Here is an 18,376-nt window from a genome sequence, read left to right as displayed (position 1 = left end):
GATGAAGACCAAACTCCTCGCCGGGCTCGCGCTCGGCATGGGTCTCGCAATGGCGGTGCCCGCCAGCGCGCAGATCCGCGTCGGCGTCGGCGGACCGATCACCGGCCCCAACGCCTCCTTCGGCGCGCAGCTTCGGAACGGTGCCGAGCAGGCGGTCGAGGACATCAACGCCGCCGGCGGCGTTCTCGGCCAGCGCCTCGTCCTCTCCGTGGGCGATGATGTGTCCGATCCCCGCCAGGGCGTCAGCGTCGCCAACAAGTTCGTCGGCGACGGCGTGAAATGGGTTGTCGGCCACTTCAATTCCGGCGTCTCGATCCCCGCCTCCGAGGTCTATGCGGAGAACGGCGTCATCGCCATCACCCCGGCCTCGACCAATCCGCGCCTGACCGAGCGTGGCCTGTGGAACGTGTTCCGCACCTGCGGCCGTGACGACCAGCAGGGCGCGGTGGCCGGCGCCTATCTCGCCCGCCAGTACGCCGGCAAGCGCGTCGCCATCGTCCACGACAAGACCACCTACGGTAAGGGCCTTGCCGACGAGACGCAGCGCGCCATGAACGCCGCCGGCCTCAAGGAAGTGCTCTATGAAGCGGTGAACACCGGCGAGAAGGACTTCTCGGCGCTGATCTCCAAGCTGAAGGCGGCCAATGTGGACGTCGTCTACTGGGGCGGCCTGCACACCGAGGGCGGCCTGATCGTCCGCCAGATGCGCGACCAGGGCGTCCAGGCCCCGCTCATGTCGGGTGACGGCATCGCCGACGACGAGTTCGCCGCCATCGCCGGTCCCGGCGCCGTCGGCACGCTGATGACCTTCCCGCCGGACCCGCGCAACCGCCCGGAAGCGCGCGCCATCGTCGAGCGCTTCCGCACGGCCCGCCGCTTCGAGCCGCAGGCCTATACGCTCTACAGCTACGCGGTCGTGCAGATCTTCGCCCAGGCGGCGGTCGGCGCGAATTCCGTCGATCCGCAGAAGATGGCCGAATTCATGCGTACGGGCCACGTCTTCAAGACCGTGATCGGCGACATTTCCTACGACAAGAAGGGTGACATCACCCGCGCCGACTACGTGACCTATACGTGGCGCCGCGGCGCCGACGGCAAGATCACCTATGTCGAGGATCGCGCCTCGAACTGACCTGCCGGCTGGCGGGAGGTTCGCCAGACCAAGCCCCGCCCGGACCATCCGGGCGGGGTTCTGCATTCAGGGGCCGGTGAACAGGCCCGCCTGCGGGAGGACAAGACCATGCGAATGCCGATTGCCCTCGGGCTCGTGCTGGCGCTCGGAACGGCGAGCGCCGCGCAGGAGGCCTATCCCACCCGCCCCATCACCATGATCGTGCCCTTCGCGGCCGGCGGCGCATCGGACGTCATCGCCCGCATCGTCGCGGAGGAGATGGCGAAACATCTCGGCCAGCGCATCGTGCACGAGAATGTCGGCGGTGCCGGCGGCACGACCGCCCTCACCCGGGCCGCGCGCGCCGCGCCGGACGGCTACACCATCTTCATCGGCAATTCCGGCACCAATGCCGCCGCCTATTCCATCTATCCGGACCTGCGCTACACGCCGGCCTCCTTCTCAGCCGTCGGTCTCGTCGCCCGGACCTATTCGGTGCTCGCGGTGAAGCGGGATTTTCCGGCGCCGACGCTTGCCGCCTTCATCGAACATGCGCGCGCCAATCCCGGCGCGGTCAGGCTCGGCCATGCCGGCGTCGGCTCGCAGAACTTCCTGATCTGCCGCGCCTTCCTCGCCGAAGCCAGGGTCGACATCACCCTCGTCAGCTATCGCGGCGCGGGTCCCGCGCTCAACGACCTGATCGGCGGCCATATCGACGGCGTCTGCGACGCCGCGACCTCCGTCGCGCCGGCAATTTTGGCCGGCCAGGCGCGCGGCCTCGCCGTCGCCTCGCCGGGGCGGGCCCCGACCCTGCCGGGCGTTCCCACCGCGGCCGAGGCCGGCCTGCCCGGTTTCCAGATGCAGAGCTGGAACGCCATCTTCGCGCCCGCCGGGACGCCCGCACCCATCATCGCGCGTCTCAATGCGGCGATCCGCGCCGCGGTCGCCAGCGATTTCGTCCGCGCCCGCTTCGGCGAGATGACCGCGCAGGTGCCGGCGGAGGCGGACCTTGCGCCCGAGGTCGTGCCGCCGCTGGTCGAGCACGACATCGCCCGGTTCCGCGACCTGATGAAGGAACGGTGACGCGGCGCTCAGCCGATCGTGCCGAGAACCGGGAAGGTCTCGAGCAGCCAGAAGGCCATCGCGCTCATCTTGCCGGTCAGGAATGCGATGCCGGTGGCCACCAGCAGGAGCCCCATCACCATCTCGACCGCCCGCATGCGGTGACGGACGGCAGCCGCGAACCGCAGGAACGGCTTGATCGCAACCGCCGCCAGCAGGAACGGCACGCCGAGCCCGGCGGAATAGACCGCGAGCAGCAACGCGCCCTTGTGGATGGTCATCTCGGAGGCCGCAACCGCGAGGATCGCCGCCAGCACCGGCCCGATGCACGGCGTCCAGCCGAAGGCGAAGGCGAGGCCCATCACATAGGCGCCGACGGGACCGGCCTTGGGCGGCGCGATGTCCATCTTCGCCTGCCGGTAAAGCAGCGGAATGCGGAACAGCCCGAGGAAATGCAGGCCCATGATGATGATCATGACGCCGGCGGCCATGGCCAGCTTGTCCGAATAGACCCGGACCAGATGCCCCATCGCCGAGGCCGACGCACCCAGCAGCACGAAGACCGTGGTGAAGCCGGCGACAAAGACCAGCGCCAGCAGCACGGCGCGCCGGACGAGCCCCGGCCGGTCCTGCGCCTCGGCGAGGTCGTCGAGCGTCGCGCCCGTCAAATAGACGAGATAGGGCGGCACCAGCGGCAGCACGCAGGGCGACAGGAAACTCACGAGGCCCGCAAGAAAGGCCGCCGTTATGGTCACATCGGGCATTCGGGTTCCGCCAGCGGATGCCGCGGCACCTGAACCCGTGCCGCTTTTTTGGTCTATCCGTCTCCGGCGCCGAACGAAAGCACCCCGGGCCGCATCTCGCACAGGCGTGATCACACGTGATCGCCGCATCTCGCGCCCATCGCGATTCAGGTTCCGGAAACCATGCGCGCCTTCCGAAGTACCGTGGCGGAAACGCCCCGCGCTATGTTGGCGTCGGGGAAGGGAGGCACCGAACCGACGAGCGCACCATGATCGAGATGGTCAACGGCTATCCCTGCGCGGACTATGCCGACGTGTCGCTGGCGCGCCGTAGTCTCAACCCCGAGAATCCGTCCAACGACCCCGCCAGGGCCGACGATATTGCGGTCAGCGTCGGCCGCGCCGTCATGCCGGCGGTGGTGTTCGACGGCGTGCTCGCCCCCTTCGAGGCAGACCGTATCCGCGCATCCGAAAGCGACCGCATCCGCTCCTCCGCCAAGGGCGGCCCCGTCGCCGCGCCGCACTGGCGGCTGGTCGATATCACCGCCTGAGTGCGCCGGCAGCCCGTTCCGAGATCGCGCGCCGCTGCGCGATGAACGGGGCCAGCGCCGCTTTCACCGCTTCCACCGTCTCCCTCGGCGCGGTGGAGGGCGTGCCGCCGGCAAAGGGCGGCGCCGGATCATATTCCATGCCGAGCTGGGCCTGCCGCGCCCGCTCCTCGCCGAACAGCATTGCCGTCAGCGTCAGCCCGAAATCGATGCCGGACGTCACGCCCGCCCCGGTCACGCGATTGCGGTCCACCACCACGCGCTCGGCCACCGGCTCGACGCCGAACAGGGCGAGCTGGTCGATCGAGGACCAGTGGCAGGTGGCGCGGTAGCCGGTCATAAGGCCGGCCGCCGCCAGCACCAGCGAGCCGGTGCAGACCGAGGTGATCCAGGTCGCGCCCGCCGCCTGCCGGCGCAGGAAGTCCAGCGTCTCGGCATCTTCCATCAGGGCCATCTGGCCCGGCCCGCCCGGCACGAACAGGATGTCGGCCTGCGGGCAGTCGGCGAAGGTCTTCGACGGTAGCAGCCTGAGGCCCGATACATCGACAACCGGGTCGGCCGTCTTCCAGACGAGGTCGACCTGCAACTCCCGGAACCGCGTGAACACCTCGAACGGCCCGGTCAGGTCGAGCTGCGTCATCTTCGGGAAGGCAAGCATCACGACTTGCATGGCGCTCACTTCCAGCGATCGATGCGATAGGGCGAGAGGTCGATATGGGCGGGCTCGCCAGCCATGGCGCTCGCCAGCGCCTTGCCGGTCGCGGGCCCCAGCGTGAAGCCCCAATGGCCGTGGCCGAAGGCGAACCACATCCCCTCGTGGCGCGGCGCCGCCCCGATGATCGGCCGCGAATCCGGCGTCGCGGGACGGCGGCCCATCCACGGCTCCGCCTCCACCGGCTCGCCGAGATCGAACAGGTCGGCGGCCGCACGGAAGGCGCGGTCGATCTGCACTGGCGTCGCGGGCGCGTCGCGCAGCGCGATTTCGACGCCGGTGGTCAGCCGCACGCCCTGCTCCATCGGGCAGAGCACGTAGCCGACATCCTCGTCGCAGATCTGCCGGTTGAGAAAGGCATTGCCCTTCGGGGCATAGTGCCGGTGATAGCCACGCTTCACGCCGAGCGGCACGCGATAGCCGAACTTGCCGACGAGATCGCCGGCCCAGGGGCCGAGCGCCACCACCACCTGCCGGGCCCTGATCGTGCCCTCCGATGTCTCGACCTCGTAGCCGCCGAGCACTTTCTTCAGCGTCATGGCGTCGCCGATGACGATGCGCCCGCCGGCCTTCGCGAAAGCCTCCGCATAGGCTTTTGTAACCCCGCCGGGGCTCGATACCGTGTCGGCGTCCTGACACCAGATCGAACCAGCAAAGGCCGGCTTCAGGTGCGGTTCGAGATCCAGTGTCTCGTCGCGCGTCAGCTTGACGTTGCGGATGCCGAATTCCTTCGAAAGGCCCAGCCGCCGATCCTGCGCCGCGAGGCTTTGCGGCAGGCGGTAGAGTTCCAGCCAGCCGTCCTGCCGGAAATAGCGCTCCGCGCCGGCCAGCTTCATCAGTTCGCGGTGCGAGCCGACCGCGTCGGCGAAGAACGGCCGCATGACGCGCGCCGTCTCCTCCAGCTTCTCGGGGGCCGACCAGCGCCAGTAGTCCAGCATCCATCCGGCGACGCTCGGAAGCGCCGCCGGATGGTAGTGCGAGGCCGTCTGCCGGTTCAGCGCATGCTTGAACAGCGTCGGCACGTCGCGCGGCATGGCCACGGGGTAGAGATTGCCGCCGTCGATCACGCCGGAATTGCCGTAGCTCGTCTCCTCGCCCGGCCCCCGCCGGTCGACCAGCACGACGTGTAGTCCGCGCATCCGCGCGTGCAGTGCCGTGGAGACGCCGACCATGCCGGCGCCGAGTACGAGAACATCCTGAATGTCGGTCATCGCTTGCCAATCCGTTCGCGGCGACAATGCCGCCGCCCCGGCGGAGCCGCAAGCGATGGCGGCCATGCAGATGCCCGCCGGGCAGCGCCGCGTTGCCGCACCGCCCTCCCCGTGCTACGCGCGCCGCCAACGGAGCCCGCCGAGATGACCAGCTTTCCGACCCGCCCCATCCTCATCGCCCCCTCGATCCTCGCAGCCGATTTCGCCAGGCTCGGCGAGGAAGTCCGCGCCGTCGACGCGGCCGGCGCCGACTGGCTGCATCTCGACGTGATGGACGGCCATTTCGTGCCCAACATCAGCTTCGGCCCTGATGTCATCAAGGCGATGCGCCCGCATTCGACCAAGGTCTTCGACGTCCATCTGATGATCGCCCCCGTCGATCCCTATCTCGAAGCCTTCGCCAAGGCCGGTTCCGACGTCATCACCGTCCATGCCGAGGCCGGCCCCCATCTCCACCGCTCGCTTCAGGCGATCCGCGCACTGGGCAAGAAGGCCGGCGTTTCGCTCAATCCGGGCACGCCCGAGAGCGTCATCGAATATGTCCTCGATCTGGTCGATCTCGTCCTGGTCATGAGCGTCAATCCCGGCTTCGGCGGCCAGGCCTTCATCGAATCGCAGATCGAGAAGGTCGCGCGCATCCGCCAGATGACAGCTGGCCGCGACATCCTGATCGAGGTCGACGGCGGCGTGACGCCGCAAACGGCTCCAGCGCTTGCCGCCGCCGGCGCCGACGTGCTGGTCGCCGGCTCGGCCGTGTTCAAGGGTGGCGCGGCTGGCTATGCCGACCGCATACAGGCGATCCGCGAAGCGGCCGAGGCCGCGCGCGGCACGATGGTCTGACGCGTCCATCTCACGCCCTCCCCAGAATGCGGGCGGCGACGCTCCGGAGCGGGAAGGCCGGCCCGGGATCGACCTTCCGGCGCGGCGCGATGTCTTCGTGTCCCAGCACGTCGCGGAAACCGTAGGTGGTGTGCAGCGCCGAGCCGATCTCGACCACGGCCGCGATCTGCTCGCGCGTATAGGCGTGCCAGCCGGCCTCCACCGCCTCGTTCCGGTGCCGCGCGACCACCACCTCGCTGTCTGGGATCGCCTCGCCGGTCCAGGTCTGCCAGCGCCCGCCCGGCCCCTTCGCGAGCTTGCCGGCATTGACGATCTCGATGCCGATGGAATGGCCGTTGAGCCCGTCCAGCCCCTTCCACGCGCTCTGACCCGCATGCCAGCAGGCGCGGTCGAAACCCATGAGCTGGGTCGCCGCGCCCTGCCGCCCGATGACGAGATGGGCGGAGGCCCTGGCGCGGGGGTCGAGGAACCAGTTCATCGCCGAGGTCGCCGACAGACCCGCCGTGTAGTGGATCACGAGGTAGAGCGGCTTCATGCGCGCGCCGCCATGCGGCGACTGGCGGAACGGCACGGCCGCACCGCCGACCGTCAGCCGATGCGCCCGCACCGCGAACTCACCCGCCCCGACAACTGCTTCCATCGTCTCCGTCATATCCGCCTCCCGCACCGTCCCGCGGCCCGGATGGCCGTCGTTCAGGCGACAGGATGAGACCATTTCGGACCCTGGGGATAAGTCCGTGGCGGATTCAGCCATCGTCAACGGCCCGGGTGTAAAACTATCCCCATGGCGGCACGCGGCGCAGCACTGGATCGGAACGAAGCAGGCTCTGCCGCCGGCAAGCCGCGCCGTGCCGGCAACTCATCCGCCAAGGCATCGCCGAAGCGCGGCGGCCCGCCACCCGCCGATACGAGCGGCGCCTGGGCTAGGTCATGGCGTGCCGGCATCGTCGCCATGCTGCTGGCCGGCCTCGCCGCCGCCATCGGCGTCCACCTCGCGGGACACGCGCCCTCCTGGCGCAGCCTCACCGTGGTCGCGCTGCAATCCCTGCCGCTCCTGCCCGGCATGACGCTGTTCTGGCGGGCAATGGAATGGCTGCGATCCCGCAAGCCCGAACTGCCCATGGCGCTCTGGCTCGGCATCGTCTTCCTTGGCGCCATCGCCACCATGCTGGCCGCCTGCGGCATCGCCTTCGCCCTCCACAACCGGGTGCTGGCCTTCGGGGAGGATCATGACGGGCAGATGCAGCTGATCCACCACCTGATGGGGGTCGCCGGCGCGTTCTACCTCTACCTGACCACGGCCTTCCGCCTCTGGTGGCCCTTCGGCGTCGCGGTTCCGGGCGCCATGGCGCTGATGTTCTGGCAGGCGCACCGGCGCTGAACCCCGTTCGGATTGTCCCGAACCGCCATCCCTGCTAAGCCGCGCCTCGTCCCTGAACCGCCGAGGCCCGCCCCATGATCCCGCGCTATTCCCGCGCCGAAATGACCGCCATCTGGGACCCGCAGACCAAGTTCCGGATCTGGTTCGAGATCGAGGCCCACGCCTGCGACGCCCTCGCCGAACTCGGCGTCATCCCGAAGGAATCCGCCGCCAATATCTGGGCCAAGGCGAAGGACGTGACCTTCGACGTCGCGCGCATCGACGCCATCGAGCGCGAGGTGAAGCACGATGTCATCGCCTTCCTGACCCATCTCGCCGAGTTCATCGGCCCGGATTCGCGCTTCGTCCATCAGGGCATGACCTCGTCGGACGTGCTGGACACCTGTTTCAACGTCCAGCTCGTCCGCGCCTCCGACCTCCTGATCGCCGACGTGAAGGCGCTGCTTGCCGCCCTCAGGCGCCGCGCCTTCGAGCACAAGCTGACCCCGACCATCGGCCGCTCCCACGGCATCCATGCCGAGCCGACCACCTTCGGCGTCAAGCTGGCGCAGGCCTATGCCGAGTTCGACCGCTGCCTCGCCCGCCTGGAAGCTGCCCGCGAGGAGGTGCGCACCTGCGCCATATCAGGCGCGGTCGGCACTTTCGCGCAGATCGACCCCCGCGTTGAGGAGCATGTCGCGAAAGCCATGGGCCTGAAGGTCGAGCCGGTCTCGACGCAGGTCATCCCGCGTGACCGCCACGCCATGTTCTTCGCAACCCTCGGCGTCGTCGCCTCCTGCATCGAGCGCCTCGCCACCGAGATCCGCCATCTCCAGCGCACCGAAGTTCTGGAAGCCGAGGAATTCTTCTCCGAGGGCCAGAAGGGCTCATCGGCCATGCCGCACAAGCGCAATCCGGTGCTGACCGAGAACCTGACCGGCCTTGCCCGCCTCGTCCGCGGCATGGCCATGCCGGCCATGGAGAACGTCGCGCTCTGGCACGAGCGCGACATCTCGCATTCCTCCGTCGAGCGCATGATCGGCCCGGACGCGACGGTCACCCTCGACTTCGCCCTCGTCCGCCTCGCCGGCGTCGTCGACAAGCTGCTGGTCTACCCGGCCAACATGCAGAAGAATCTCGACCGGCTCGGCGGCCTCGTCCATTCCCAGCGCGTATTGCTGGCGCTGACCCAGAAGGGCGTCTCGCGCGAGGATTCCTACCGGCTGGTCCAGCGCAACGCCATGCCGGTCTGGCGCGGCGAAGGCGACTTCCTCACCCTCCTGAAGGCCGATGCGGAGGTGCGCGCCGCCCTCTCCGAGGCTGAACTCGAGGAGAAGTTCGACCTCGGCTATCACCTCAAGCATGTCGACACGATCTTCCGCCGGGTGTTCGGGGAGGCGTGACGCTCGCCGCGCGGCGTGCTAATCTGGCCAGAAAGCTAGCCAGATGGATCATGTCACCATGAAAGTCGGCATTCTCGAAGCGAAGAACCAGTTTTCGGCGCTTGCCGAGCGCGCCGCTGCGGGCGAGGAGGTCATCGTCACGAAGCGCGGCGAGCCCTTCGTGCAGATCGTTCCGATCCAGCGGCGGCACGATCCCGACGAATTGCGCCGGCGGATCGAGGCAGTTCGCAAGCGGTTCAAGGACGAAGGCGTGACCTTCACGCTCGATGAAATCCGGGAACTGCGCGACGAAGGCCGGCGGTGAGCGCCGTCCTCGACGCCTCGATCGCAGTAGCCGCCCTGTCCCCGGACGAACAAGGCGAGTTTTCCGCGACCCATCTCGCGGTACTGATGCTGCCAGGGCTTGTCGTGCCCCCCATATGGGCGCTGGAGGTCATGCACGTCTTCCGTCGAAAGGTTCAGCGCGCGGCGATCACGCAGGACGCTGCAGACCAGGCGCTGGATACGCTGGCATTCATGGCGGTGCAGACTCTCGACCTGCCAGCGGCGCATTGCTTCGAAGCCATCGAACGCCTATCCCGTCGCCACCGGCTCAACCCCTACGATGCCAGTTACGTCGATGCGGCCATGAGAACCGGGTTGCCACTTGCCACGCTTGACCGGGCCCTGATTTCAGCCGCCCGGCTTGAAGGCATATCCTTGCTTCCGGATTGACCCATGCGCACCGCCGACGCCGATATCCTGATCGTGCCGGGCCTCTCGGACCCGAGCGAGGACCATTGGCAGGCGCGCTGGGTGGCGAAGCTCCCCACCGCCCGCCGCGTCGATCTCGGCGACTGGCAGAACCCGGACCGGGAGCGCTGGGTCGATACCCTCGCGACCGCCGTCGCCTCCTGCACACGGCCCGTCATGCTGGTCGGTCATTCGCTCGGCGTCGTGACCGTCGTCCATGCCGCGCCGCTATTTCCGAAGGGTCTCGTCTCCGGCGCCTTCCTCGTCAGCCCGCACGATGTCGAGAAGGGCGAGGACATTCCCGAGGCCGAGCGTGCCTTCGCGCCGATCCCGCGCGATCCTCTGCCCTTTCCCTCGGTTGTGGTGGCCAGCCGCTCCGATCCGCATTGCGCCTACGAGCGGGCGGAGGATCTCAGCTATGCCTGGGGCTCGGCCCTGTCGGATGCCGGCGATGCCGGCCGGATCAACCAGTCATCCGGCCATGGACCCTGGCCGGAAGGGCTCATGCGCTTCGCGGCCTTCCTGAAGGCGCTCGGCTGATCACCGACCCGTCTGCGTTGCGCGGCTGATGGCCCGCGCCACGAACCAGGCGACGGGAACCGCCAGCGCCATGCCGAGCCCGGCCGCGATTGGCAAGACCGACATTCCCTTGTCGTAGAGCGTGGGCGTGGTGACCACGACGATGACGAAGATGCCGACGAAGACGGTCGCGGCCAGCATGAACATCAGGATGAACAGGTTGCGCATGACGAAGGCTTGCCCATGAATTCCGGGGGCCCCTTCGTTACACGCCGCGCCGTGGAGGGCATTGAGGCCGGTCAATCGCCGGCCTCCCCTCGGCGGGTCGTCAGCCGCGCACGACCTTCAGCGCATTCTGCGCGCCACCGCGCACCATCAGGCTGTCGTTGATCAGCGTGATGAAGCCCCAGCCCTCGGCCGCCAGTTCCTTCGCCCGCTCCGGGCTCGGCGCGTAGCAGCCGGTGAGCTTACCCGCCTTCTTGGCGGCGGCCATGATCTTGGCGAAGGCGTCCTTCACCACCTGATTGTTCGGGTCGAGCTTCTCGCCCTTGAGCAGGGTGATCGACAGGTCCGAGGGGCCGGCGAAGACGCCGTCGATGCCCGGCACCGCCAGAATGTCGTCCACCGCCGCCAGCGCCGCCGTCGTCTCGATCATGGCGAGCGTCACGGTCATCTCGTTGGCCTGGCGCAGGTAGTCCTGCGGGTTCATGCCGGTGAGCTGCTGGAAGCGGTTGCCGCCCCAGGAGCGCCCGCCGAGCGGCGGGTACTTCACCGCCGAGACGAACTTCTGCGCATCCGCCACCGAATTGATCATCGGCGCGATGATGATCTCCGCACCGGTGTCGAGCAGCCGCGCACCGTCGCCGAAGGCGTCGAGCGCGATGCGCACGCCGGCCGGCTTGCCGGCATGGTTCACCGCCGAGATGCCGCGCATGGCCGACAGGAGGTCGATGGAGGAATGCTGCATGTCGAAGGTGACGGCGTCGAAGCCCTCGCGCGCCACGTGATCGGCGATCAGCGGCTCGGGCATGCTCATCCAGGCGGTGAACAGGCTCTCGCCCGCGCGCAGGCGCTTGGCGAGTTCATACGGCTTCGGCGGCTGATGCATCTCGTGATCCTCCCGGTATTTGAACGATTGAATGGCCGGGAATCCCGGCCTGCGTCAACGGCGGATCGGCGCGTGGCAGCGTTGCCGCAGGGCGCTTCGGCGGCGCGCCGGAGAGACTCGCGAAACCTTAACGCTTTGCCGCCAGAATTCCGCCGTTTGTTGCGTGAAGGTGCGTGATGCTCATTGCATTCGATCAAGCCGCATTCGATCCGCTGGCCGGCATGAAACAGCCTCTCCATCCGCGCGCCGACCTCGCCACCCGCCCGCCGACCATCCTCGTCTTCGATTCCGGTCTCGGCGGGCTCACCGTCCACCGCGAACTCGCCAAGGCCCGGCCCGACGCCCGTTTCGTCTATTGCGCTGATGATGCCGCCTTCCCCTATGGCGGCCTCGCCGAGGATCATCTCGTCGCCCGCGTTATCGCCGTCATGGAGCGCCTGATCGCGATCCATCGGCCGGACTGCGTGGTCATCGCCTGCAACACGGCATCGACGCTCGTGTTGCCGCACCTGCGCGCGCGTTTCGACCTGCCCTTCGTCGGCACCGTCCCGGCCATCAAGCCGGCCTGCGAGACGTCCGCGAGCCGCATGGTCAGCGTGCTGGCGACCCCCGGCACGGTCGCCCGCGACTATACCCGCGCGCTGATCGCCGAATTCGGCGGCGGTTGCGCCGTGACGCTGGTGGGCTCGCCACGGCTCGCCGCGCTTGCCGAAGCCACCATGCGCGGCGGCGCGACTGATATGGCGGCCATCGCCGCCGAGATCGCCCCCTGCTTCGTCGCCGACGGCGAGCGGCGCACCGACACGGTGGCGCTTGCCTGCACGCACTATCCGCTGCTGGTGGATGTCTTCCGGCAGCTCGCGCCGTGGCCGGTCCAGTGGCTTGACCCCGCCCCCGCCATCGCGCGCCGCGTCACCCAGATCCTCGGTCCCGGCACGGGGATGGCCGCGCCCTCCGCGACAGCCTTGATGACCGGCGGCGCGACCCTTGCCAGCCTTTCCGGCGTGTTTTCCAGCTTCGGGCTCGCCGAAACGCGCATCGAGCCACTGCCGCTTCATTGACATCGGAAGGCGTCGCGGCTAAGGACGCCGCTTCCTGACGGATCGCTTTCCCGCGATGCGGCAGGTTCCACGCACCCGCGATCAGCCTTCATGGCCGGTCTGTCGTATCCCGAGAGGGATAAGAGGAGGGCGCGTCTCCTATCGAAGATAACGACAAGGGACACGCGATGTCGAAGCGTCATAATGCCAAGTACAAGATCGATCGCCGTATGGGCGAGAACATCTGGGGTCGTCCGAAGAGCCCGGTGAACCGCCGCGAATACGGCCCCGGCCAGCATGGCCAGCGCCGCAAGCAGAAGCTCTCGGACTTCGGCACCCAGCTGAAGGCCAAGCAGAAGCTGAAGGGCTACTACGGCAACATTTCCGAGAAGCAGTTCCGCGCGACCTATACCGAGGCCGTCCGCGTGAAGGGCGATACCGGCGAGAACCTGATCGGCCTGCTCGAGCGCCGCCTCGACGCGGTGGTCTATCGCGCCAAGTTCGTGCCGACCGTCTTCGCTGCCCGCCAGTTCGTCAACCATGGCCACGTCAAGGTCAACGGTCGCCGCGTCAACATCCCCTCCTACTGCGTGAAGGTGGGCGACGTGGTCGAGGTGAAGGAATCCTCACGCCAGATGATCCTGTACATGGAGGCCATCCAGTCGGGTGAGCGCGACGTGCCGGACTACATCAGCGCCGACCATCACAAGGGCTCCGCCACCCTTGCTCGCGTTCCGACGCTGTCCGAGGTTCCCTACGCGACCCAGATGGAACCCTCGCTGGTCGTCGAGTTCTATTCGCGCTGATCTCAGCCGCACCGCAGAATTGAGAAAGGCCGCCCACCGGGCGGCCTTTTTCGTTGCGGCACCGGCCCGATCTCACGGGCTCTCGCGATCGATCGGCCAGTGCTTGAAGACATCCGTCGCCTCGCAGCGCGCGGCGTGGGCGGCGAGCGCGGGGAAGGCGTCGGCCGCCACCGCATCCGGAATGGTGAAGCGGATGAAACCCCAGGCGACTGCCGCGCCGATGGCGCCGTGGGTCCAGCGTTCCGGCAGCTTCTTCCAGCGATCGCAGGCGACCATGTCCAACGCCGCCAGCGCCTCCTGCAGCTGCTCCGCGACCCGGTCGAGCCAGGGCTGGTAGCGGATGGCGTCCGGCCGCTTGCGCTCGTATTCGATGGCGATGGCCTTCTCGCAGGTCACGATGGCAAGGCCCGTGGCCCGCAGGTCGTGCAGCCGCTCGGCAGGGTCGGCCGGCCTGAGGCTGCGGCCCGCCACATCCTCGATATGCTGGAGGATCAGCTGCGATTCCATCAGCACCGTGCCGTCGTCGGCAACGAGCGAGGGCGCCTTGATCAACGGATTGATGGCCCGGAAACGGTCCATGTGCCGGAACACCGACACCGACTGATGTTCGAAATCGACCCCCAGCACCGTGCCCGCGATCGCGGCGCGGCGCACATAGGGACTGTCGAGCATGCCGACGAGTAGCATCGCGTTCTCCTGCCTTGGCGCGGCCAGCAAGTCTGGCGCGGCAAGTTGGCCGAGAACAGCAGTTGGGACAAATTCAGGGAAGTGATGTCTCGATCAGGCGCGTTGATCGATCGATCAGGGTGCCGCGCTACCAGCTGCGGCGCGGACCGTTGTCGATATGGAACAGTCCGTTGCGGTAGCGCTTGACGCCGCCGAGCTCGTGACGCGCGCGCAGGAAGGCCAGAATCGCCGCCGGATTGCCGGAAACGCGGAAATCGGCCGCGCGGCAGTCGCGGTGATAGGAGCCCCGCCAGGCGTCGGTGCGCACGAAGGAGCCGTTGCCGCGATGGGTCGAGCGCACCAGGACCGGCCCGAAGCGTAGCGCGACATCGTTCAGCGCCCGCCGTACGGGCGCGGGCAGGCACGCGAGCGGCACGCCGGGATCCGGCATCACCCGTTCGCCGGCAATGCCGAGATTGCGGTCCTCGCCGCGCGCGCCGGGCACATAACGGGGCCAGTCGCGCGCGCCGCCATCCGGCGGCAGGGCAGCGAGAACCGGTCCCCTCGCCGGGGTCGGCGTGGTGATCACGGCTTGCTGCACGCCCGGGAAGCTGCCGGCCGGCGGCGTCGCCATAGTCGTCGTCGTGGCCGAACCCTGGGTCGTGAGCGTCACCGGCACCGAGGAGGCAGAGGCAAGCACCGGCGCGGCGACTGCCGGCGTGCCAGAGACGGCCGCGACCACGGTCATGCCGCCGCCGGGGCGGGCGGCCGGCAGGGGCGCGGCGAAAGCCACGGCGCGCGTCGGCATGTCGGGAGCCGCCTGCTGCTGCGGGGCGACCGCCGCGATCGCCTCGACGGCGGTGGCGGGCGCGGGCTGCTGGCGGATATAGGCGCCGGCGATGATCACCCGGCTCGGATCATCGTCGCGCGGCCACTCGTCCATGCTCGGGCGCAGCAGCGGCGGCTGCGGAGCCTCCGCCATCGCGGGCTGGACCGGAGCCGATGGCACCTGCGCCTGCTGGACCACGCCGGCGGCGACGGGGGCCGGCGCGCTCTCGGCGGTGATGACGGCGCGCGGCGCGCTGGCTGGGCGCGGAGCCGGCACGGGGACGGCCATCATCGCGGGAGCCGTGGGCGCCACCTGCACGTTCGGCGCGGTTTCAACGCCGCCGCGCGGCACGGCCGCGCGCGGAGCCGGCGCGATGAAGGTCGGCGACAGGAGATTGAGAGGGCCGCCGGCGGCGGAGCCGCCTCCCCGCCCGGAACCAGCCTGGAAGGCCAGGGCGGGATGCACCGCGATGACCGCCCCGCTCCCAAGGATGACACCGAGGGTGGCGATGAGGGCTCGCGATCGTGAGGCGGGTCTGGGCATGCGGAGCGACGCGATCCGGGCTTGCGACCGCGAGACACGCGATCATGGGCTGGCCAATTCTGACCTTGGCTGCGCAGCCTTCTGGCCACGCGACGGAATGGGAGCATCGCCCCCGCTTGGGGAAATCCTCTCGCAGCGGACTGTGGCAACTTCCGGGCAGAAAAGGCAAGAGCGCGGCAAATCTGCCACGCTCGCAAGGGCCATGATCAGCCGGCCGCGACCTCACGCACGGGAATGCCGTTGGTCTTCATCATCTCGACCAGCTCGCCGGACTGGAACATCTCGCGGGTGATGTCGCAGCCGCCGACGAATTCGCCCTTCACATAGAGCTGCGGAATGGTCGGCCAGTTGGAATAGTCCTTGATGCCCTGGCGGATGTCGTCGGCGTCGAGGACATTGACGCCTTTGAACGGCACGCCGAGATAGTCGAGAATCTGCACGACCTGGCCGGAAAAGCCGCACATCGGGAACTGCGGGGTGCCCTTCATGAAGAGCACGACGTCCTGGCTCTTCACCTCGGCGTCGATCTTGTCGTGAACTGCGGTGCTCATCGGGTTTCTCTCGTTCGACGGGTCCAGACCTGGCTGGAATGACGACCCGCCCAGTGCTTCAGGTGGGTGCGCCGGTGGTCAGCGCAAGGGCATGCAGCACGCCGCCCATCTTGCCCTTGAGGGCGGCATAGACGAGTTGATGTTGTTGCACGCGCGACTTGCCGCGGAAAGCCTCGGAAATCACGGTGGCGGCGTAGTGGTCGCCATCACCGGCCAAATCCTTGATCTCGACGCGCGCGTCGGGCAGCGCTTCCTTGATCATCCGCTCGATATCGGCGGCCGCCATCGGCATTGGTCGTCTCCGAAATTCAGGCCGCGCGCGCCATATAGGCCGGCAGCCACGACTCGAACGTCTCGCTCAAGTCCTGCACGAGTATGGGTTCCTCGCCCGGCACGGTCAACGAATCCCCGCCTGTGGCACCGAGCCGCGTCAGCGTGACGCCGGCCCCCGCGGCATGCGTCACCAGCCGGTCGCGGTCGGCGGACCTGATCGTGACGACGTAGCGCGCCTGATCCTCGCCGAACCAGAAGGCATGGGCAGGCACGTCGTGGTCGAGCGGCTCGACCGTCAGGCCGCGCTTCGCGGCGATCGCCATTTCGGCAAGCGTGACCAGCAGGCCGCCGTCGGAGACGTCGTGGCAGGCCGAGATGAGCCCCTCCGCGATCATGGCGCGGACGAACTCGCCGTGCCGGCGCTCCTGCGTCAGGTCGACCGGCGGCGGGGCGCCCTGCTCCCTGTCGCAGACGTCGCGCAGCCAGAGCGACTGGCCGAGCCAGCCCTTCGTCTCGCCGATAACGAAGATGTCCTCGCCGTCGGCCCTGGGCGCGATGGCGACGCTGGTCGAGAAATCGTCGAGAACGCCGACGCCGCCGATGGTCGGGGTCGGCAGGATCGCCCGGCCGTTGGTCTCGTTGTAGAGCGAGACATTGCCGGAGACGACCGGGAAGTCGAGCGCGCGGCAAGCCTCGCCGATGCCGCGGATGCAGCCGACGAGCTGGCCCATAATCTCCGGCCGCTCGGGATTGCCGAAATTGAGGTTGTCGGTGATGGCGAGCGGCGTCGCGCCCACCGCCGAGATGTTGCGATAGACCTCCGCCACGGCCTGCTTGCCGCCCTCGACCGGATCGGCCTCGCAATAGCGGGGCGTCACGTCGCAGGTCATCGCGAGGCCCTTCGGCCCGTGCTCGACGCGGATGACCGCGGCGTCGCCGCCGGGGCGCTGCACGGTATTGCCGAGGATGATCGAGTCGTACTGCTCGTAAACCCAGCGCTTGGAGGCGATATCGGGCGTCGCCATCAGCTTCAGGAGGGCGTCGCGGTTCGAGACCGGCGCCTTCACCGCATCCGCCTCGATCACCGGCAAGGCCGGGCTCGCCACGTGCGGGCGGTCGTAGAGCGGAGCTTCGTCGCCGAGCTCCTTGATCGGCAGGTCGGCCTTGACCTCGCCATTGTGCTTGATGACGAAACGCAGCGTATCGGTGGTGTGGCCGATCACCGCGAAGTCGAGCCCCCACTTGCGGAAGATGGCCTTGGCCTCCTCTTCCTTCTCGGGCTTCAGCACCATGAGCATGCGCTCCTGGCTCTCCGACAGCATCATCTCGTAGGCGGTCATGCCGGCCTCGCGGGTCGGCACATCTTCGAGGTGCAGCTCGACGCCGAGGTCGCCCTTGGCGCCCATCTCGACCGCCGAGCAGGTGAGGCCCGCCGCGCCCATGTCCTGGATGGCGATGACGCAATCCTTGGCCATGATTTCGAGACAGGCTTCGAGCAGCAGCTTCTCGGCGAAGGGGTCGCCGACCTGCACCGTCGGGCGCTTTTCTTCCGCGCCCTCGCCGAACTCGGCCGAGGCCATGGTCGCGCCGTGAATGCCGTCGCGGCCGGTCTTGGAGCCGAGATAGACGATGGGCATGCCGACGCCAGTCGCCTTGGCGTAGAAGATGCCATCGGTGCGCGCGAGGCCGACCGCCATGGCATTGACGAGGCAGTTGCCGTCATAGCGGGTGTGGAAGCCAACGAGGCCGCCGACAGTGGGCACGCCGAAGGAATTGCCGTAGCCGCCGACGCCGGCGACGACGCCCGAGACGAGGTGGCGGGTCTTCGGGTGCTCGGGATCGCCGAAACGCAGGGCGTTCAGCGCCGCGATCGGCCGCGCGCCCATGGTGAAGACGTCGCGCAGAATGCCGCCGACGCCCGTCGCCGCGCCCTGATAGGGCTCGATATAGGACGGGTGGTTGTGGCTCTCCATCTTGAACACGGCCGCCAGCCCGTCGCCGATGTCGATGACGCCGGCATTCTCGCCCGGCCCCTGGATCACCCAGGGCGCTTGCGTCGGAAGCCCGCGCAGATGCACCTTCGAGGACTTGTAGGAGCAATGCTCGTTCCACATCGCCGAGAAGATGCCGAGCTCGGTGAGCGTCGGCTCGCGACCGATCAGATCGAGGATGCGCTGGGACTCGTCGGGCTTGAGCCCGTGTTCGGCGACGAGTTGCGGGGTGATTTTGGGTTCGTTACGGAGCACGGCCTGTATTTAGGCGAGCCTGCGGGTCATTTCATCCAGCAAAAGGCCGTTTGCGCGGCCATCCACGCCTAAT

General features: G+C 68.3%; 22 protein-coding genes. 11 read left to right on the top strand and 11 right to left on the bottom strand.

Going from position 1 to position 18,376, the window contains the following annotated elements; translation table 11 throughout:
• The first annotated feature begins 1 nt into the window (after nt 1).
• Together JNK84_RS00110 and JNK84_RS00105 are read left to right on the top strand one after the other, a co-directional pair.
• Nucleotides 2–1,132 carry a branched-chain amino acid ABC transporter substrate-binding protein gene (locus JNK84_RS00110; RefSeq protein ID WP_293418891.1) on the top strand — a complete coding sequence of 377 codons (1,131 nt, stop codon included), beginning with the start codon at nt 2–4 and terminating at the stop codon, nt 1,130–1,132.
• Between the two features lie 114 nt (nt 1,133–1,246).
• Nucleotides 1,247–2,194 (top strand): tripartite tricarboxylate transporter substrate-binding protein, encoded by a 948-nt coding sequence (locus JNK84_RS00105; RefSeq protein ID WP_293418888.1) that lies wholly within the window; start codon nt 1,247–1,249, stop codon nt 2,192–2,194.
• 8 nt (nt 2,195–2,202) lie between these two features.
• Here the strand turns inward: JNK84_RS00105 and JNK84_RS00100 are convergent, their stop codons facing one another.
• Nucleotides 2,203–2,937: a cytochrome c biogenesis CcdA family protein gene (locus tag JNK84_RS00100; protein WP_293418885.1), complete on the bottom strand. Its 735-nt coding sequence runs from the start codon at nt 2,935–2,937 to the stop codon at nt 2,203–2,205.
• 248 nt (nt 2,938–3,185) lie between these two features.
• Between JNK84_RS00100 and JNK84_RS00095 the strand changes: the two genes are divergently transcribed.
• Nucleotides 3,186–3,467 carry a hypothetical protein gene (locus tag JNK84_RS00095; RefSeq protein WP_293418882.1) on the top strand — a complete coding sequence of 94 codons (282 nt, stop codon included), beginning with the start codon at nt 3,186–3,188 and terminating at the stop codon, nt 3,465–3,467.
• On the opposite strand, the gene JNK84_RS00090 is transcribed toward JNK84_RS00095, so the two are convergent.
• Together JNK84_RS00090 and JNK84_RS00085 are read right to left on the bottom strand one after the other, a co-directional pair.
• Nucleotides 3,457–4,134: a DJ-1/PfpI family protein gene (locus JNK84_RS00090; RefSeq protein ID WP_293418879.1), complete on the bottom strand. Its 678-nt coding sequence runs from the start codon at nt 4,132–4,134 to the stop codon at nt 3,457–3,459. The genes JNK84_RS00095 and JNK84_RS00090 overlap by 11 nt on opposite strands.
• A gap of 5 nt (nt 4,135–4,139) precedes the next feature.
• Complete coding sequence (locus JNK84_RS00085) at nt 4,140–5,387, bottom strand: NAD(P)/FAD-dependent oxidoreductase (protein WP_293418876.1); 1,248 nt, start codon at nt 5,385–5,387, stop codon at nt 4,140–4,142.
• 144 nt (nt 5,388–5,531) lie between these two features.
• On the opposite strand from JNK84_RS00085, the gene rpe reads away from it, so the two are divergent.
• Entirely contained in the window at nt 5,532–6,227 is a 696-nt protein-coding gene (gene rpe / locus JNK84_RS00080) for a ribulose-phosphate 3-epimerase (protein WP_293418873.1), read from the top strand.
• Nucleotides 6,228–6,237: 10 nt separating this feature from the next.
• Here rpe and JNK84_RS00075 read toward each other — a convergent pair whose 3' ends face one another.
• Nucleotides 6,238–6,879, bottom strand: coding sequence for an N-acetylmuramoyl-L-alanine amidase (locus JNK84_RS00075; RefSeq protein WP_293418870.1), 642 nt, complete (start codon nt 6,877–6,879; stop codon nt 6,238–6,240).
• A gap of 132 nt (nt 6,880–7,011) precedes the next feature.
• Between JNK84_RS00075 and JNK84_RS00070 the strand changes: the two genes are divergently transcribed.
• From JNK84_RS00070 to JNK84_RS00050, 5 genes are all read left to right on the top strand, one after another.
• Nucleotides 7,012–7,608 (top strand): hypothetical protein, encoded by a 597-nt coding sequence (locus JNK84_RS00070; RefSeq protein ID WP_293418867.1) that lies wholly within the window; start codon nt 7,012–7,014, stop codon nt 7,606–7,608.
• Nucleotides 7,609–7,682: 74 nt separating this feature from the next.
• Complete coding sequence (purB, locus tag JNK84_RS00065) at nt 7,683–8,990, top strand: adenylosuccinate lyase (protein ID WP_293418864.1); 1,308 nt, start codon at nt 7,683–7,685, stop codon at nt 8,988–8,990.
• A gap of 43 nt (nt 8,991–9,033) precedes the next feature.
• Complete coding sequence (locus JNK84_RS00060) at nt 9,034–9,294, top strand: type II toxin-antitoxin system Phd/YefM family antitoxin (RefSeq protein WP_293418862.1); 261 nt, start codon at nt 9,034–9,036, stop codon at nt 9,292–9,294.
• On the top strand, nt 9,291–9,704 hold the full coding sequence (locus JNK84_RS00055) for a type II toxin-antitoxin system VapC family toxin (protein ID WP_293418859.1): 414 nt from the start codon (nt 9,291–9,293) through the stop codon (nt 9,702–9,704). The genes JNK84_RS00060 and JNK84_RS00055 overlap by 4 nt, the downstream gene beginning before the upstream one ends.
• Nucleotides 9,705–9,707: 3 nt before the next feature.
• Nucleotides 9,708–10,262: an RBBP9/YdeN family alpha/beta hydrolase gene (locus JNK84_RS00050; RefSeq protein WP_293418856.1), complete on the top strand. Its 555-nt coding sequence runs from the start codon at nt 9,708–9,710 to the stop codon at nt 10,260–10,262.
• Here JNK84_RS00050 and JNK84_RS00045 read toward each other — a convergent pair whose 3' ends face one another.
• Together JNK84_RS00045 and JNK84_RS00040 are read right to left on the bottom strand one after the other, a co-directional pair.
• Nucleotides 10,263–10,469: a hypothetical protein gene (locus JNK84_RS00045; RefSeq protein ID WP_293418853.1), complete on the bottom strand. Its 207-nt coding sequence runs from the start codon at nt 10,467–10,469 to the stop codon at nt 10,263–10,265.
• Nucleotides 10,470–10,569: 100 nt separating this feature from the next.
• A complete protein-coding gene (locus tag JNK84_RS00040) occupies nt 10,570–11,349 on the bottom strand; it encodes an HpcH/HpaI aldolase family protein (RefSeq protein ID WP_293418849.1) in 780 nt (259 codons plus the stop codon).
• Between the two features lie 221 nt (nt 11,350–11,570).
• Between JNK84_RS00040 and murI the strand changes: the two genes are divergently transcribed.
• Nucleotides 11,571–12,410, top strand: a complete 840-nt coding sequence (gene murI / locus JNK84_RS00035; RefSeq protein WP_293419194.1) for a glutamate racemase — start codon at nt 11,571–11,573, stop codon at nt 12,408–12,410.
• A 167-nt stretch (nt 12,411–12,577) separates the two neighbouring features.
• Nucleotides 12,578–13,195 (top strand): 30S ribosomal protein S4, encoded by a 618-nt coding sequence (gene rpsD, locus JNK84_RS00030; protein WP_293418846.1) that lies wholly within the window; start codon nt 12,578–12,580, stop codon nt 13,193–13,195.
• Between the two features lie 72 nt (nt 13,196–13,267).
• On the opposite strand, the gene JNK84_RS00025 is transcribed toward rpsD, so the two are convergent.
• The 5 genes from JNK84_RS00025 to purL form a co-directional block, all read right to left on the bottom strand.
• Nucleotides 13,268–13,882 (bottom strand): glutathione S-transferase family protein, encoded by a 615-nt coding sequence (locus tag JNK84_RS00025; RefSeq protein WP_293418843.1) that lies wholly within the window; start codon nt 13,880–13,882, stop codon nt 13,268–13,270.
• A 127-nt stretch (nt 13,883–14,009) separates the two neighbouring features.
• Nucleotides 14,010–15,233, bottom strand: coding sequence for a hypothetical protein (locus JNK84_RS00020; protein WP_293418840.1), 1,224 nt, complete (start codon nt 15,231–15,233; stop codon nt 14,010–14,012).
• 206 nt (nt 15,234–15,439) lie between these two features.
• On the bottom strand, nt 15,440–15,784 hold the full coding sequence (gene grxD, locus JNK84_RS00015; RefSeq protein ID WP_293418837.1) for a Grx4 family monothiol glutaredoxin: 345 nt from the start codon (nt 15,782–15,784) through the stop codon (nt 15,440–15,442).
• Between the two features lie 58 nt (nt 15,785–15,842).
• Nucleotides 15,843–16,076: a BolA family protein gene (locus JNK84_RS00010; RefSeq protein ID WP_293418834.1), complete on the bottom strand. Its 234-nt coding sequence runs from the start codon at nt 16,074–16,076 to the stop codon at nt 15,843–15,845.
• A 16-nt stretch (nt 16,077–16,092) separates the two neighbouring features.
• A complete protein-coding gene (purL, locus tag JNK84_RS00005; RefSeq protein WP_293418831.1) occupies nt 16,093–18,303 on the bottom strand; it encodes a phosphoribosylformylglycinamidine synthase subunit PurL in 2,211 nt (736 codons plus the stop codon).
• Nucleotides 18,304–18,376: the final 73 nt, after the last annotated feature.

The sequence above is a fragment of the Phreatobacter sp. genome, assembly GCF_016793595.1.
Lineage (GTDB): Bacteria > Pseudomonadota > Alphaproteobacteria > Rhizobiales > Phreatobacteraceae > Phreatobacter.
The sequence above is the reverse complement of the archived record's forward strand: the minus strand, read 5'-3'. Positions and strand labels throughout refer to the sequence as shown.